17 protein-coding genes, 1 tRNA gene and 1 pseudogene are annotated in these 15,361 nt (G+C 48.9%); 14 read left to right on the top strand and 5 right to left on the bottom strand.

Features of this window, described 5'->3' with window-relative positions:
- Positions 1-75 precede the first annotated feature (75 nt).
- The 3 genes from ACM1PF_RS12825 (at position 76) to ACM1PF_RS12815 (ending at position 2,916) form a co-directional block, all read left to right on the top strand.
- On the top strand, positions 76-1,029 hold the full coding sequence (locus tag ACM1PF_RS12825; protein ID WP_416675019.1) for an NAD-dependent epimerase/dehydratase family protein: 954 nt from the start codon (positions 76-78) through the stop codon (positions 1,027-1,029).
- A 46-nt stretch (positions 1,030-1,075) separates the two neighbouring features.
- A complete protein-coding gene (locus ACM1PF_RS12820; RefSeq protein WP_416675017.1) occupies positions 1,076-1,501 on the top strand; it encodes a VOC family protein in 426 nt (141 codons plus the stop codon).
- Between the two features lie 404 nt (positions 1,502-1,905).
- A complete protein-coding gene (locus ACM1PF_RS12815; protein ID WP_416675015.1) occupies positions 1,906-2,916 on the top strand; it encodes a pentapeptide repeat-containing protein in 1,011 nt (336 codons plus the stop codon).
- A gap of 30 nt (positions 2,917-2,946) precedes the next feature.
- Here ACM1PF_RS12815 and ACM1PF_RS12810 read toward each other — a convergent pair whose 3' ends face one another.
- The gene (locus ACM1PF_RS12810; RefSeq protein ID WP_416675013.1) at positions 2,947-3,756 is read right to left on the bottom strand and encodes a hypothetical protein; all 810 of its coding nucleotides are present in this window, start codon (positions 3,754-3,756) and stop codon (positions 2,947-2,949) included.
- Between the two features lie 254 nt (positions 3,757-4,010).
- Between ACM1PF_RS12810 and ACM1PF_RS12805 the strand changes: the two genes are divergently transcribed.
- From ACM1PF_RS12805 to ACM1PF_RS12755, 11 genes and pseudogenes are all read left to right on the top strand, one after another.
- Entirely contained in the window at positions 4,011-4,757 is a 747-nt protein-coding gene (locus ACM1PF_RS12805; RefSeq protein ID WP_416675010.1) for a metallophosphoesterase family protein, read from the top strand.
- A 310-nt stretch (positions 4,758-5,067) separates the two neighbouring features.
- Positions 5,068-5,406, top strand: a complete 339-nt coding sequence (locus tag ACM1PF_RS12800) for a hypothetical protein (RefSeq protein WP_416675008.1) — start codon at positions 5,068-5,070, stop codon at positions 5,404-5,406.
- A gap of 99 nt (positions 5,407-5,505) precedes the next feature.
- Positions 5,506-7,172, top strand: a pseudogene (locus tag ACM1PF_RS12795) (alpha-amylase family glycosyl hydrolase).
- Between the two features lie 36 nt (positions 7,173-7,208).
- The gene (locus tag ACM1PF_RS12790) at positions 7,209-8,093 is read left to right on the top strand and encodes a tRNA (5-methylaminomethyl-2-thiouridine)(34)-methyltransferase MnmD (protein WP_416675007.1); all 885 of its coding nucleotides are present in this window, start codon (positions 7,209-7,211) and stop codon (positions 8,091-8,093) included.
- Between the two features lie 62 nt (positions 8,094-8,155).
- Positions 8,156-8,229: transfer RNA gene (locus ACM1PF_RS12785), tRNA-Arg, on the top strand.
- Between the two features lie 151 nt (positions 8,230-8,380).
- A complete protein-coding gene (locus tag ACM1PF_RS12780) occupies positions 8,381-8,662 on the top strand; it encodes a hypothetical protein (protein ID WP_416675005.1) in 282 nt (93 codons plus the stop codon).
- A complete protein-coding gene (locus ACM1PF_RS12775) occupies positions 8,646-9,008 on the top strand; it encodes a hypothetical protein (RefSeq protein ID WP_416675003.1) in 363 nt (120 codons plus the stop codon). The genes ACM1PF_RS12780 and ACM1PF_RS12775 overlap by 17 nt, the downstream gene beginning before the upstream one ends.
- Before the next feature lie 472 nt (positions 9,009-9,480).
- Positions 9,481-10,023 carry a hypothetical protein gene (locus ACM1PF_RS12770; RefSeq protein ID WP_416675000.1) on the top strand — a complete coding sequence of 181 codons (543 nt, stop codon included), beginning with the start codon at positions 9,481-9,483 and terminating at the stop codon, positions 10,021-10,023.
- Between the two features lie 45 nt (positions 10,024-10,068).
- Positions 10,069-10,437, top strand: a complete 369-nt coding sequence (locus ACM1PF_RS12765; RefSeq protein ID WP_416674997.1) for a hypothetical protein — start codon at positions 10,069-10,071, stop codon at positions 10,435-10,437.
- An 81-nt stretch (positions 10,438-10,518) separates the two neighbouring features.
- Complete coding sequence (locus ACM1PF_RS12760) at positions 10,519-10,947, top strand: hypothetical protein (protein ID WP_416674994.1); 429 nt, start codon at positions 10,519-10,521, stop codon at positions 10,945-10,947.
- A 104-nt stretch (positions 10,948-11,051) separates the two neighbouring features.
- Positions 11,052-12,190, top strand: a protein-coding gene (locus ACM1PF_RS12755) for an IS630 family transposase (protein WP_416668472.1) whose coding sequence is annotated in 2 segments (ribosomal slippage) — positions 11,052-11,487 and positions 11,487-12,190 — 1,140 coding nt in all. Because the reading frame shifts where the segments join, the coding sequence is not laid out codon by codon here.
- Between the two features lie 171 nt (positions 12,191-12,361).
- Here the strand turns inward: ACM1PF_RS12755 and ACM1PF_RS12750 are convergent.
- From ACM1PF_RS12750 to ACM1PF_RS12735, 4 genes are read right to left on the bottom strand one after another with little or no spacing between them, the layout of a single operon-like run.
- On the bottom strand, positions 12,362-13,309 hold the full coding sequence (locus ACM1PF_RS12750) for a DUF5996 family protein (RefSeq protein ID WP_416674992.1): 948 nt from the start codon (positions 13,307-13,309) through the stop codon (positions 12,362-12,364).
- A 32-nt stretch (positions 13,310-13,341) separates the two neighbouring features.
- Positions 13,342-13,617: a UBP-type zinc finger domain-containing protein gene (locus tag ACM1PF_RS12745; RefSeq protein WP_416674990.1), complete on the bottom strand. Its 276-nt coding sequence runs from the start codon at positions 13,615-13,617 to the stop codon at positions 13,342-13,344.
- A gap of 36 nt (positions 13,618-13,653) precedes the next feature.
- A complete protein-coding gene (locus ACM1PF_RS12740; protein ID WP_416674988.1) occupies positions 13,654-14,229 on the bottom strand; it encodes an antibiotic biosynthesis monooxygenase in 576 nt (191 codons plus the stop codon).
- 43 nt (positions 14,230-14,272) lie between these two features.
- The gene (locus ACM1PF_RS12735; RefSeq protein ID WP_416674987.1) at positions 14,273-14,890 is read right to left on the bottom strand and encodes an FMN-dependent NADH-azoreductase; all 618 of its coding nucleotides are present in this window, start codon (positions 14,888-14,890) and stop codon (positions 14,273-14,275) included.
- Positions 14,891-15,361: the final 471 nt, after the last annotated feature.

Here is a 15,361-nt window from a genome sequence, read left to right as displayed (position 1 = left end):
GAGAAAATTTACAATTCCTGCACCCTGATCCCCATCTGCGTATATAATCCGTTGCCATAGTTCCTTCCCACTCCCATGACAAAGCGGATCTTCATCACCGGAGCCAGTGGTTGCATTGGTCAGTACATTAGCGAGGTCTTGATTCAACAAACCTCCCACGACCTGTTTCTCATGGTCAGAGATCCGGCGAAGTTACAGATTGATTACAACGCCCGCCCCGGAATCACGGTAATTCCAGGGGATATGCGGGATATTGAGCAATTTGGGCGATTGTTAAAGACGATCGACTGTGCAGTGCTAACGGCAACAGCCTGGGGCGGAGAAGATGTGTTTGATGTCAATGTAATCAAGACCATTCGGCTGATGAATTTGCTCGATCCAGTGGTCTGTGAGCAGGTCATTTACTTTTCTACCGCCAGCATTCTCGATCGACATAACCTTCCCCTACCGGAAGCGGGGGAAATTGGCACTGACTATATTAAGTCCAAATACACCTGCCATCTGCATCTGGCTAAATTGGCGATCGCCCCTAAAGTCACGACCCTGTTTCCCACCCTGGTCTTTGGTGGAGATGGGAAAAAACCTTACTCCCACCTGACATCGGGGATTCGGGAAGTCTTGAAATGGGCAGACCTGATTCGTTTCTTGCGCGCGGATGCCAGCTTCCATTTTCTCCATGCTCAGGATATTGCTCAAGTCGTCGCCTATTTCATCGACAACCCGCCCCTGGAGGACGATCCCCACGAGTTTGTTTTGGGAAATCGGGGCCTCACGGTGAACCAAACGGTTGAAGAAATTTGTGCCTATCTCAACAAAAAAATCTACTTTCGGATTCCCCTGACACCGCAACTTGCCAATCTTTTCATTAACCTGTTTCGGATTCAGATGGCTCCCTGGGATCGGTTCTGCATGAACTATCGCCATTTCACCTACCTCAATCCCATCAGTCCAGGGAGTTTTGGACTGCCGGCCTATTGCCCTACCCTGCGGGATTTGCTGAAAATTAGTGGGATTCCCCCTCAGCAGTAAACACTCTAAACAGCAACGATCGAACTATATCGAACGATATCGAACTATGACGATTCGCCCCTTCCACCTCGCCTTTCCCGTCCAGGATCTACCTACCACCCGCGAATTTTACGAAACGATCCTGGGCTGCACCGTAGGCAGAACTGCCGATCGCTGGATTGACTTTAATCTGTTTGGGCATCAAATTACAGCCCATCTCTGTCCTGATGCGGTTTGTCCCGCCGCAACCAATCCCGTAGATGGTAAAAAAGTTCCGGTGCAGCATTGGGGCGTGATCCTGGAAATGGAGCAATGGCAGCAACTCGCCGATCGCCTCCAACAGCATCAGGTGGAGTTTGTGATTGAGCCGTACCTGCGCTTTCAGGGGAAAGTGGGGGAACAAGCAACAATGTTTCTGCTCGATCCCAGTGGTAATGCGCTGGAATTCAAAGCCTTTCGATCGGATGATGCCATTTTTGCCCCTCAAGGGTGAGGGTTTTGTCCGCAGGTGGGCATCCGTGCTGCTAAGGAATTGGGATTAAATAACCAGCAAAGTGTTTTACTTTGCTGACTGGGCGGGCAAGATGCCCACCCCACGGGAATTTCAGCTTGTTTAATTCGTATTCCTTAAACCAAACCTCATCCGTTCTCTGAACTCAGCAACTTTGACGGTTTCAATGGATTTATCCGCTGCCACACCTGTGTTTTTTAATACAATCTAATTCGAGAATTCATAACGCTAAACTGAGTTTTTATAAGTTTCTTTTCGTTCTTTTTTAACTTCGATAACTCTACCCACAGAAATGGGGATTCTTGGAATTAATGGAAGAAGTGATGATCTAAGATCGTTTGTATTCCTATCCATAACCTTCCCGCTGTGGGGGATCTCTTCTCTGTATGGGTGTTGATGAACTGGTAAAAAAATATGCTTCCGGTGAAAGAAATTTTTCTGGAATCAACCTGGCGGGTGCAGACCTGCGCGGCATCGATCTGAGTGGTGCAAATTTGTCTGGCGCGTTCCTCCCCTACGCCATGCTCAATCGCAGCATTCTAACGGGTGCCTGCTTGCAGGGAGCATTTCTCTATGGTGCAAAAATTAAATTTGCTCGATTGGATGGGGCTGCTCTCAACCAATGCGATCTAACTAAAGCAAACTTAATGGGTTCCCATCTAGTTAAAACCGATCTGACCGATAGTAAGTTCAGCGGAGCCGTACTCAAAGGAGCAAACTTGAGACAGGCAACGTTGCGAGGGGCGAATCTGTGTGGAGCAAATTTGGTTGGCGTGAATTTGCATGCAACGAACCTGGAAAGTGCCGATCTGAGCTGGGCCAATCTCACGGAGGCCAAATTGAGTGGGGCATACTTGAGGGGCGCTTGTTTGGCCCACATCAAGCTGTGTCGCGCCTTTGTCAATGGAGTAGATTTGAGCGGTGCAGATCTGGATGGGGTCGATTTGTACTGGGCCAGGCTGAACGGTGTGAATTTGAATCAGGCAAATCTGGCCTCGGCCAACCTGACCCATGCCCAACTGAAAATGGCTTCCCTGATCCAAACCAATCTACGAGCCGCCAACCTCACCGAAGCTTCGTTGGTTCGGGCTGACTTGAGCGAAGCCCATCTGACTCGCAGCGTATTGGTTCAGGCTGATCTGACAGGGGCAAATTTAGCGGGGGCAAATTTAAATGGCGCAAACCTGACTGCCGCCGACTTGAGGGATGCAAACTTGCGGAATGCCTACCTATGGATGGCGCAACTGGATGGCGCGATCGTCGATCGAACCAATCTCAAGGGAGCACAGATGCAGGGAGCCAGTCTCAACAGCGTTAGTTTGCATAAATCCCTGCACGACCATGCCACCCGTCTGCCCATGAAAATGACCCATTCTTCTCTACAAATGCACGGCTAGGGGGAATTTATCCCGGATTGGGGAGGGCATTCAATCCGTATCCGATTCCTGGTTCAGGTGATCGCTCCATTCCCTCAAATCTATTTTTGTTAAGCTTCCGTTCGGTTTTAGTCGTGCATCCTGATAGCTCCATTGCTCGATATCAGTTTGGTACTGCAAGGGGGCAAGCAAGGTTCCCTGACACAGTTTTTCTGTAATTTCAGATTGGTAATTCTCCTGTGCCAATTTCTGACTGAGTTGATCCATCACCCAGTCGGGAATGCGCGATCGCTCTCCGGGATAAATGAAGCCGAACAATACCAGATGGGCAAATAGCACTCGCCAATGCTCCCCAAAGTGAGCTACAAGCCGTGACCAGTCCATGCGATCGCCATAGGCTAGAATCAAGTGAGCCACATCTGCCCCATCAAACCGATCGCGGGCCATAATATACGCTTTTGACCAGATCATTTCTTCGGGCGCACAGAGCTGTACAGGAATATCCAGTACTTTGTCCTGTACGGCGTGTTCAAACCAAACATCGTTGACTGGCAGACAACCGTGGGCAGAGTTGAAGATAACATCCACAAAATTGTCACCGCAATGAGCCTTAGCTAACCAGTGCGGCACAGTGATCTCTGTGTCATAGCCTGCCTGAGCAAAGACATCCAGAACTGGCTGAACATACTCAGGACGGGTGAAAATATCTAAGTCTTTGGTATGACGGGCAATTCCGGTGTACCGCTCAAAGGCATAGGCACCCCCGATCAAAAACGGCATCTGCGCTCGACTCAAAATGCCCAACGCCTGACAGTAAAACTCGCGGGTTTGCGGATCAAGTTGGGCTTGAGAAAATGACATAAGTTCTTGGGGTGCTTTTGCGATGAGTGCTTTTGCAATAAGTTTTTGCAATGAGTTTTTGCAATGGGTTTTTGAAGCGTCAGTAATTCTCTATGGTGGGCGATCGCTACTCCCGATGACCTCGCTCCAAAGAACGAATTTCAGCTATCTCAATTCAGATTTTCGATCGGATCGGAAAAATGCACCCAGGGGGACATGAAAGCCTGTTTTGAATTGCTCATAATAGCCAGAGAACGGACTGAGGGAAAGACAATATGCCACCCGCTAAAGACGTTACCCGCATTGCAGCCGTCGCTGATATTCACTGCACTACCACCTCCCAGGGCGAGTTGCAACCTCTATTTGCTCAAGCCAGTGAACAGGCGGATGTCCTATTGCTTTGTGGTGATTTGACAGACTATGGATTGGCGGAAGAAGCAGAAGTCCTGGTGAACGAATTAGCCGTCATGGACATTCCAACTCTAGCTGTTCTGGGCAATCACGATTATGAATCCGGTGAGCCAGACGACATGCGGAAAATTTTGACGGACGCTGGAGTCAAGCTGCTGGACGGTGAAGCCTGCGAGGTTGCTGGCGTTGGTTTTGCTGGCGTGAAAGGATTTGCTGGCGGGTTTGGTTCCCACATGCTGCAAGCCTGGGGCGAGGTATCCATCAAGCAATTCGTGCATGAAGCAGTAGAAGAAGCCCTCAAGCTAGAATCTGCGCTGGCCAAGTTGAATACTCCCCAACGGGTGGCCGTACTGCACTACGCTCCCATTCAAGAAACGGTAGAGGGAGAACCCTGCGACATTCTGCCATTCCTGGGTTCTAGCCGCCTGGAGGAACCTTTAAACCGCTTTTCCGTGGCGTTGGCACTTCACGGTCATGCCCATCACGGGCAGGTCGAGGGGCGAACCAGTCGCAACATTCCAGTTTACAACGTGGCGATGCCGCTATTGAAGAAATATTTTCCTGACCAACCTCCGTTCCGACTGCTGGACATTCCTTTAACCGATTCCTGATCAATCGACTACTTGTTCAACGTTCCAATATTCTTTAAGCGATCGCCCAAGCAACTCATTACCTGGTATTGGAAATCACTTATCTGTGAGTGAAAATTTTATGACTTTTGCCCGATGATTATACTCAGTTACTCTACCTAAGATGAGAGAGCCGTAAGGCTGCGGTGATGCAAGCCAAAGCAGTGATAACGGTTCTGAATCAGGCCGTAACCCCCGGTGAGTTTGCCGATGTCAAAGCCAACTTCTCAGAAGACTACAACGAATTGTTTGTCACCCCAGGAAAGTAACGGCTTAGTTGTAGCTTGCGTTTATGGATGGTTGGGTTTTGCTCCTCCACCTGACCATTCAAAAGTTCATCGCAGGGTGGGCAATGCCCATCCTAATTGGCAGTCTGAATTTCCGATCGAAGAGAGCAACGGGAGGCATTATGAATGGAAAGCGAACGCCCTATCATGATGAACTGAGTTTATCCGATGCGGCTGAAGAATGGGGCAAAAAAGCGGTGCAATCAGGGCTAATTCCTAGCTTTGTCGTGCGTCACTTTGCAGATAGTAGTCAATTCTATATTCCCGATGAACACCACGAGCCGCTGACTCCAGAACAAGCCTATATGCAGCTCAGAAAATTGATTGAGCAATCCGACAAATAAGGCGAGGCCTAACTACCATTGCACCAAAAACGAATCAATCGTAATCAAAAACCTTGCATCATCAAATTCAGCTTTTCTTTCATCAATTAGGAGTAGGATATGCCAGAAGCGATCGAATTCAAGTTATTTGCACCCCATAACAAAGCTGCTACATTAATGGGATCGTTCTCTGACTGGAAGGAAATTCCAATGGAGAAGGATGAAAAAGGTTATTTTCGCACCGCTGTTAAATTGGCAGATGGAATCCATCAGTACAAGTTCCGGGTACAGTCTAAAAGCTGGAGCCATGAACCAGATGAATGGGTTTATATCAACGATCCCTACCTCACAGAAATTGATCCAGCCACTGGAAATGGAGTGGTACGCATTAAGGATAGAGAACGGATTATTGACACCTACGTCTGGCAACATGACGACACACCATTGCCCGGCGATCACGAATTAATTATCTACGAACTATTAGTTTCTGATTTTCTCCACAGTAATGAAGCGAACCAGCGAGGCCGTTACACCAATATCATTGAAAAGTTAGATTACCTGAGTGAGTTGGGCATCAACGCGATCGAACTTCTGCCCGTCAACGAAGCACCGGGAGAATATAACTGGGGCTACACACCCAGCTATTTTTTTGCCCCTCAACCCAACTACGGTTCAACCAATGAACTAAAGCAGCTTATTGATGAATGCCACGCCAGAGGCATTCGCGTGATTTTAGATCAGCTTTATAACCACTCTTCGGAAGAAAGCCCCCTCCTACACATCGATCGAGATTACTGGTATCACCATGACCACCAGCATTCCGACGGAGATTCCGACACCTATTGGGGCCTGAATTCAACTACGAACACGAAGACGAGTCCCTTGGCATTCGTCCAGCCTGGGAATTGATGGGTGATGTGATTCGATTCTGGATTCGGGAATACCATATTGATGGCATTCGCTATGATGCCTTAAACCAGTTAGATAATTTTGACTTCCTCGGTTGGGTGACTCAGGAAGCAAAACAGGTTGCCGGAGTAAAGCCGTTCTACAACATCGGAGAACATATTCCTGAAAAAACCGATATCGTCACCCCCAACGGCCCGATGGATGGCTGCTGGCACGACCACTTTTACCACACCCTGCAACCCCATCTGTGCGGAGAAACCTTTGATCTGGATCAGCTTAAAGAGGCACTTGATCCAACCCAGCAGGGCTATCCAAGCGGATCAACCAAAACCGTCAATTACCTCTGCAATCACGATCAGAGGCGTTTAATTTTGGACTTAGGCGATCGCCAGATTCTGGATGATGCAGCCTTCCGCCGCGCCAAATTAGGGGCAGTGTTACTCATGACCGCAGTGGGGGTTCCCCTAATCTGGATGGGCGAGGAGTTTGGAGATTCCACCCCCATTCACCCAGATGAGCATGATCAGCAGCTAAACTGGGCCCTGTTGCAGCACGATCGCAATCGCGGTTTATTGGAATACTACAAGGGGTTGATTGCCCTGCGAAAGCAAAACTTAGCCCTGCAAACCTCCAATATTGAATTCTTCTATGAAAATTCAGAGGATAAGGTTTTCGCCTACGGACGCTGGAATGATGGAGGCTCGCGGGTAGTTGTAGTTGCTAATTTTTCACATCAGTATCTGGAAAACTATCAGATTTCCAATTTTCCCGAAAATGGAACCTGGCATGAGTGGACCAAGGATTATTCGATCGAATCCCAAGATCATCAACTCACGCTCAGTTTGGGTGGCTACGAAGCTCAGGTCTTTGTCTGGTAGCCTGGTAGAGTCCCGGTTATCTGACCCCCCATCCCAATGTCCTCAAACGCAGTCTGGACTCCTCAACCGACTCAGGACGGTTCTTTTACCTTCTTCTCAGACGAATTTGGTGAAACCTTCCACAGCACCCAGGGAGCCAAAGCGGAAGCCTTCGACAAGTTTGCTCAAGCAACTGATCTGGCCCAACTCGCTACCCGCAACCAGCTATGCCTGCTCGATGTTTGCTACGGGTTGGGCTATAACACGGCCGCTGCCCTGGAAACCATCTGGGCAATTCATCCCCACTGCACGATCGACCTCTATGCCCTGGAACTGGATGCGTCTGTCCCCCAGGCTGCGATCGAGCCGCCCCTGATTACCGTCTGGTCATCAGAAGTCCAGTCCATCCTCAAGCAGATTGCCCTGACCCACCACTGCGCCACCTCCAGGCTGAGGGCAACTCTTTTGATCGGGGATGCACGGCAAACGGTGCAACAACTTCATTCCCGCTCAGTTCAGGTTGATGCTATTTTCTTCGATCCTTTTTCCCCCCGTCGCTGTCCTCAACTATGGACGGTCGAATTCTTCACCCAGATCGCCCAATGCCTTTCTCCTACGGGTAAGCTAGCCACCTACTCTCGATCGGCTTCTGTCCGAGCAGCCATGCAGGAGGCAGGCTTACAAATTGGCTCCATTCCTTTAGGAGAACCCCACGAACCCCACGAATGGTCTCAGGGGACGATCGCTGCCTTTGCGGGACAAACCCTTCCCCCCCTCTCTCCAATGGAGCAAGAACACCTGCAAACCCGTGCAGCAATCCCCTACCGCGATCCCAGCCTCAGTGATTTTGCCGATACCATTCTGGAACGACATCAGCAGGAGCAGCAATGCTCTCAACGGGAATCGACTTCGAGCTGGCGACGACGCTGGGGAATTAAATAATTCTAAAAGTCAATAATACTATGGCGATCGAAAGTCCTTTGCTATGATTGCATTAGCCCAATGGGGCTGTAGCTCAGCAGGATAGAGCAACCGCCTCCTAAGCGGTAGGTCGCGCGTTCGAATCGCGCCAGTCCCGTCCCCGATTTCCCCCATAGGCAAGGTGTTCCGATGGAAACATTCAACTGGTCAACCCTTGTGCTGGTACTCGGCATCTCATTAGCAGTGACGATCGCCGTCTTTGTCTTTTTGGTCATCCGCGATCAAGCGCATCGGTAAATGAAACTGCCATGTTGATCCGCGCGGGAAGCTACTGGAGCTGTGAGGGCGAACGAGCTTTAGAAGATATTGTCGCTGACTATCTCCAGTCCTTGCTGTCCCTCAACCTGCTCCACCGTCAGTACCTCTACCAGGAGGAGATTTGCGATCTGGTTGCCACAAATGTCGATCGCCAGCTTGTCATTATTGAACTGAAGAATAGTGAAGACCGCTACATTGTCCAGCAGTTAACCCGCTACGCAGTCTGGATCGATTCTATTCCTGTGGCTTCCTCTATTGAGCGATCGGCATAAAAAAGCGATCGGACGGCATCGGATTTGGACAGACTGGACAATGGTGCTGTCCTGGGCGCATGTGCCCTCTGGGTTAGGACGAGCCAGACCAATGAAAGAATGGCAACAGATTCCACTCGAAAAACATCCTCGTAAGACTCTGGAAGGTGGCAAAAGTACGTGGCGGAACGGGTTTAGCCCTCATGTTGCCCTTCACTACGGCTGTACAGAGCAAACGGTATCTCTTCAAGCGATCGTTGATGACCAGGGCGATCGATCGGTTGGTAATGACCTGCGATCGTCCCTCTCGGTTTGTGAAGCGGTTGAAAGTGGCGTTGAGTCAAGTAGCGTAGGAAAGCAGTGCTAGGGGGTAATCACACGATGAGTATACAGACATTCACATAGCAAATTGAACACCTGCTATGGACAGGGGCACTGCAAGGGGAGGACGTTCTTAAGCTCTATCACCTATTAAAGGTATATGGATAGGGGGAGATCGGGGCTGAGGCGTTGCAGGAGGCGATCGATCGGCTTGATCCAGACAAAATAGAGCAGTGGATCATTGACCAGATCCCTCCCCAGTTTGAATGACCAGCATTCCTCTGAGCCTCCCTCCTATGGACATTGCCTCAAGCCAGGTCATCTTGGGTAGACAAGCAAACGGATAATTACTGAACTCTTCATCGATGATTCACATTGCATTTACCCCAGTTTGACGCTCCATTTGTCAAAGTAGATTTAAGACGAATTAAACTGCTGCTGAAACTGCAAAACTGGCAGCGAGAGAAGCATTTCAGGAAAGATGCAGGGGTCTGACTGCAAGGATTGTGTTTAAGCAAATGAACGATCGCCAGTATAGAAATAGAGGCTCCTGGATTGGTCTGGGAGCAATGGTGCTGTGTGCCGTAGGAGGACAAAGCCCAGCCGCCTTAGCCCAGGTGGGATTGCCTCCAGTAGAAATTGCTCAACAGCGTACCTCAACCCTGGAATCTGCCTGGACAGATGGAACTGGCTTTACCTCATACGTCTGGTCACGGGCAAGCGATGGGGGCAGCCTCTACAGCAGCAGCATTTACACCGTCGTCAGTGGCAATACGCTGAGTATCTACAACACTTACATGAGTGAACCACTGGGGCAGTTTGCCCGATGCGGCGGGTTAGGGTGTGATCTCGGACGTGGGGAATTGGTTGCTACGATCGAGTTTGCTTTCCAAGCAAATGGTTCTTTTGTGGTGCAAAGTGCTTCACCCAGAGCCAGTTTCTTGCAGGATGCCCAGTGCCGGATCACTGGAGAGTTTAGGAAATCGCTGGAGTGTAGTGCTCCACATGGTCCCAGCGTCCAAAATCTACCCAGCACATTCACCTTTATTCCAGGAACCTAAACAAAAGCTAGGTTTCTCAAAGCTTCGACCGTGGAGGAACCCACCATGAAACTTATCCCACTCACTCTACTCATCGCCTTGGCAGTTCAAATTATTCCTGTTGGCGCAGCAGAACTGATACACAATCCAACGGAAATCTCGGTTCAGCGTTTCATTCAAGGACAATCACCCACTCTGGTACTCGCTGATCGTGTCAACGTTCGGATGCTGCCCACGATCATGGGAACGGGTGGAGTTGTCTTTGCTCGACTATTTCGTAATGACCAAGTGTATGTCTTGAGTTGTGAAGGCTTTGCAGAAAACCACTATTGGGTCAGGGTCTACATCCCAGAACTCAAGGAGATTGGCTATGTGTCCGCAGAGTTCTTGCAAAACAACTTTAATCACATTTGCGATCGGACTCGCAGATTTTAGAACCATCCATTAACAAAAAAAAGAAACTATTGTGAAACCATTAGCAGTACACACTACGCATACATAAAGGCATATAAATTCATGAATCATTTCTCTCCCGCAGCATTAGTGAGTTTCACTGGAATACTGCTAACTGCTCATCAGGCGATCGCTCAAGTAGATAACCTCAATCAATTCATCTACGGCTGTGGCACAGGTTGTAGGGTTACGGTGGAGCGAATTGGAACAGTCAGGAGTATGACCTACGACCGCTACGAAATCCGGTCATCCGCCTTTTATCGGCAGATCACAGGAGGTGGTTACGGCAACAGTAATATTCAGGAGGTAGTTTATTACTTTGCTTCTTGTTCAACCCAGGAACTAGCCTTTAGTCCGGTTGACACCATGCCTACCGCTCCAAGCGCATGGGTACAGCTCACTGGAACAAGCCAAGACTACACAACAGTGGCAGGGGGATTAGGATACTATTTTGACGCTCTTTGCCAAGATGTTCTCCCTTCCACCTTTTAGAACAAGGCTTTAAAAGTTCGTGTTGGGCACTAGTAGATTGTCAGCCTTGATTTGAAGGGTAAATGGATTGATAATTTGAGCTATCTCCAATCAGTCAAACCATTATGGCGCGAAAAAAATACATCGTTTCTCTAACTGCTGAAGAACGAAAAGAGTTGGAGCAACTCACTACAACTGGCAAAGTTGCTGCTTACAAAATGAACCATGCACGGATTTTGCTCAAAGCCGACACCAACCAAGAAGATGGAGGATGGACGGATCAAGCAATTAGCCAAGCACTCGACATCAGTGTAGCGACGATTGAACGGGTGCGGCAACGCTTTGTTGAAACAGGTCTAGAGAGTGCCTTGAGTCGGCAAGTGCAGCAACAACGCAAACCGCGCCGCCTCGATGGATCCCAAGAAGCACATCTGATTGCGATGACCTGTAGTGAGCCTCCCGAAGGACAAGCCCGTTGGAGTCTGCGCTTGTTAGCTGAGCGAATGGTGGAATTAGAGGTGGTCGAAAGCATCTGCCATGAAACCGTTCGACAAACGCTGAAAAAAACGACCTCAAGCCCTGGTTGAAAGAATGCTGGGTGATTCCTCCCGAGTCCAATGCGACGTTTGTCTACTACATGGAAGATATCTTAAGTGTCTACACCCGCTCTTACGACTCACGCTATCCCGTAGTTTGTTTTGACGAAACCAGCAAACAGTTAGTCAAGGAAACCCAAGTCCCTTTACCGATTGAACCGGGTCAACCGCCGCGCTATGACTACGAGTATGAACGAAACGGGGTCAACAATCTGTTCATGTTCGTTGAGCCCTTAGCGGGTTGGAGACATGTCCAAGTCACAGACCGGCGCACCAAGCACGATTATGCCCAGCAAATGAAATACTTGGTCGACGAGCGTTATCCGGATGCGGAGTGGGTCACGGTTGTCCAAGACCAACTCAACACTCATGACCCTTCGGCATTGTATGCCACCTTTGAACCCCAAGAAGCCAAGCGGATCCTCGATAAGTTGGAATTTCATTACACCCCGGTTCACGGCAGTTGGCTCAATATGGCTGAAACTGAACTCAGTGTTTTAGCCCGCCAATGTCTAGATCGCCGCATTCCAGATCAACCGTCATTGCAACAAGAAACACTAGCGTGGGAGCAGCGCAGGAATGCTCAACTGCGAACCATCGATTGGCAATTTACCACGGAAGATGCACGGGTTAAACTCAAACGACTTTACCCTTCATTTCAACCTTGACAGACCACTAGGTTGTCTTTCTCAAACCACACCTCCGGGTGGAGTGAGTGCAGCATGGCACTCGATTGCATTGCAGAAGAGTTGTTGGGTAATAAGCTCAAAAATCCTTTCCGCACTCTTCCAGGGCAAAGTGTCCGGCATTGAGGAAGGTGTCGAGAGTTAAACGCCAATTTAGGAATGCAGTTGCGACTTAAACGTCAACTGCTGAAGTTCCTTTTGATTCCAGGTGCCTAACCTGGCTGCAGCTTCGTAGGTGCTTTGCAAGAACTCTAACAACATCTGATCCGGTGATTCTGCCTCGCGAACCGCATCATAGGGCAAAACAAATTCGCCTAACTCTTTATTGTAAAATGCAGCATCGGGACGAACCTCAGCCTGCTTAAACCCATCGGGTTCTGGGTACGCATAGGAATAAAACGCTGGATACGACAATCCGGCTCCGGGCCAAAATCCGGCACTACTGACTTCCTGGGAATAGGCTTCCTGCGCCACTGCATCCGGTAGATTTGGCACCCCTCCCGGATGCTCAGGAGCCGATCGCCCCGAAAAGCGAGTCACGGCTAAATCAAAACTCCCCCAGAAAAAATGAACCGGACTAACCTTGCCGGAAAAATGGGAGCGAAATTCTCGAAAGACGCGATCGGACTGTAGCAACACTCGCCAGCATCGATTGGCATAATCCGCATCATAAGCAGCATGGGTTTCATCCTGCTCAAATCGAATCGGATCAGGGACTTCATTCGGTTTGGTGTTAATGGTGATGTGAAGATCCAATTCTCTCAGAGTTTCCATCACAGTCTGATAAAAATCAGCAACAGAGCGAGGGTATAGTGCGATCGCTCGTCTTGCCCCTTCGCTGGTTTGAATCAGCAGCTCATGATCAATGAAATCAAAGTCGATTTGAAAGATGCGGCTACCATAGGGAATCGTAGAAGTAGTCAGTCCCCGAACGGTTAAATAGAGGGGAGTATGCCAGGAATGATTAATCCACGGAGTTTGGGCCAATCGGATTTTGCCGATGATTTGAGTCCACATGTGCAAGGTGGCATAGGTCTCTTGCCATGCGTCCAGGGGTAAACTGGGCCAAATATCCGTTAGGGCAGGCTGATTTGACATCATGGTTTCCTCGCGAGTCAAAAAGGGGCGCGTGATCAATAGTTCTTCTGCTGTTCATCCACAAAACACCACAGCCATTCTTCTCCCAATTCGGCTGAACTGATTACCGCATGTCCACTTTCTTCGTAATGGCGGCGGGCGTGTTGATTTTTAGACGAGTCGCAGCACAACATTTTGCCGCAGGTTTGACAAATTCTTAAATGTACCCAGCGATCGCCAACCCGAAGGCATTCCTCACAGCGAAATACCGGGTAATTGGCTTTTGAAATCATAGTCTCTAGCGTCAGTTCGTTCAGGTGTTGACAAGACATAGAGAATTCCTGTGAATGTGCAAGATATGGACTTGATTAAATGGGATACAGCCATTTGCGAAAGAGTTGAGTGAGGCGCGGCATAATCACGTAGGTCAGCAGGGCAACCGTTAGACCTGTCACCAACAACGTTCTGAGCAATACTGGAAGCCCAACCAGGAGCGGTACTAGCAAACGATTGAGAATAGATATCGTAAAAAACACTCCCAGCCAGGTCACGATCGCCATTTTGTAGCGCGGGGGTGGAGCCTTCATGGGTTTGTTGGGCAGCGTAAACCAGGTTTCCAGACCCGTCAGAGTTTGAATGGTTTCAGGCTTTTCAATCAAGGGTTGTAACCGCTCCAGCCATTCTTGCCGCACGCTGGATTCCAGCCAGGTTTTGAGGTTGTTGTAATGATTAAATTTGACAATTGCCACATATTCAGGATGAGCGTGATCACCGGGACGGATCACGCTGACCCCTAAATGTCCCTTAAATTGGTGGGCAGCCATCGCAATGCCGTGCAACCACTCCTTATACCCTTGCTCACGCCCAGGTCGAATGAAGTGAGAAATGATGGCGGTTACCTGGTGAGTTTCTTCATCTGTACCTACTACCAATGGATCTAGCATTACACCTGACCTCAAACACTCTAGCTACAAGCAGCGATGATTGTTAATGAGCGATCGCAGCTTTTAGGGCAGACTGAGCATTGGCGATCGCCAGATTACGGGCTTCATCCCCCATATTCAAGCTATCGGCATAGACAAACTCAATATCCGTTATCCCAATAAACCCAAAAATGAGTTTTAGATAGGGTGTTTGTAGATCATAGGCGTGTGTCGGGCTACCTTCGGGATAGGCTCCGCCTTGCGCCATAATGATCGTCATCTTCCTGTTATGAACCAGCCCCTTATAACCTGTTTCATCTACAGAAAATGTACGACCTACACGCACAATTTGGTCGAGATAGGCTTTGAAATTGGCAGGAATGCTGAAGTTATACATAGGGATACTGAAAACATAGCGATCGGCTGCTAAGAACTCATCGATCAACTCATCGGAAATCTGAATTGCAGCAGCTAACTCAGGGGTATGTTGATCGGATGGAGTAAATGCAGCAGCGATCCAGTCTTCGCTTACAAAAGGGACAGGATAATGCCCAATATCGCGGTAAGTGATGATGTCATTGGGATGAGCCACTTTCCACTCGTTAATGAACTCTTTGGAGAGCGTGCGGGAGATCGAGCGATCGCCCCGTGGACTCGCATCAAGATGAAGAATGTGGGTCATAGGATTTAGCTCAGATTATGAATAAAAGAATGTAGCGGAGACGAATGAGCAACCGACGGTTAGCACGAAATCAACGGTTAAAACAGCCAACCTTTTTTGCCAATCCAATCGTGTTGTTGATCAGCAGTTGGCGATCGATGGAGGCAACGCCAAAAGTCATTTGCGGTTGCTGCTTGAGCGTGCGTCAATCCAGTTGCACCTTGAATACTCACGCCTTCAAATATGGAACCGTGCAATTTACTTGCTCGATTCATTTGCATGACTGTTTGCATAAATTCAATATAGGTGGTCGTCTTCAAGCTGTCGCCTATAGCAAGTTAAATTTTTTACAGTGCAAATTGATAGATTAACCATGCTATCGCAAAGTAGAAGGCTGGCTCTAACTTAAGTTAGAATCCGAATTTGATCGAAGGCTACTGAGTTGAGCCATTACAAATCAAGATATAAAGATCTACACAAGAAGCTTTATAT

Origin of the sequence: Egbenema bharatensis FJBBOT/2019, from assembly GCF_048077055.1 — a bacterium.
GTDB lineage: Bacteria > Cyanobacteriota > Cyanobacteriia > Elainellales > Elainellaceae > Egbenema > Egbenema bharatensis.
Note: the sequence above shows the minus strand (reverse complement) of the source record. Positions and strands in the feature narration are given on the sequence as shown.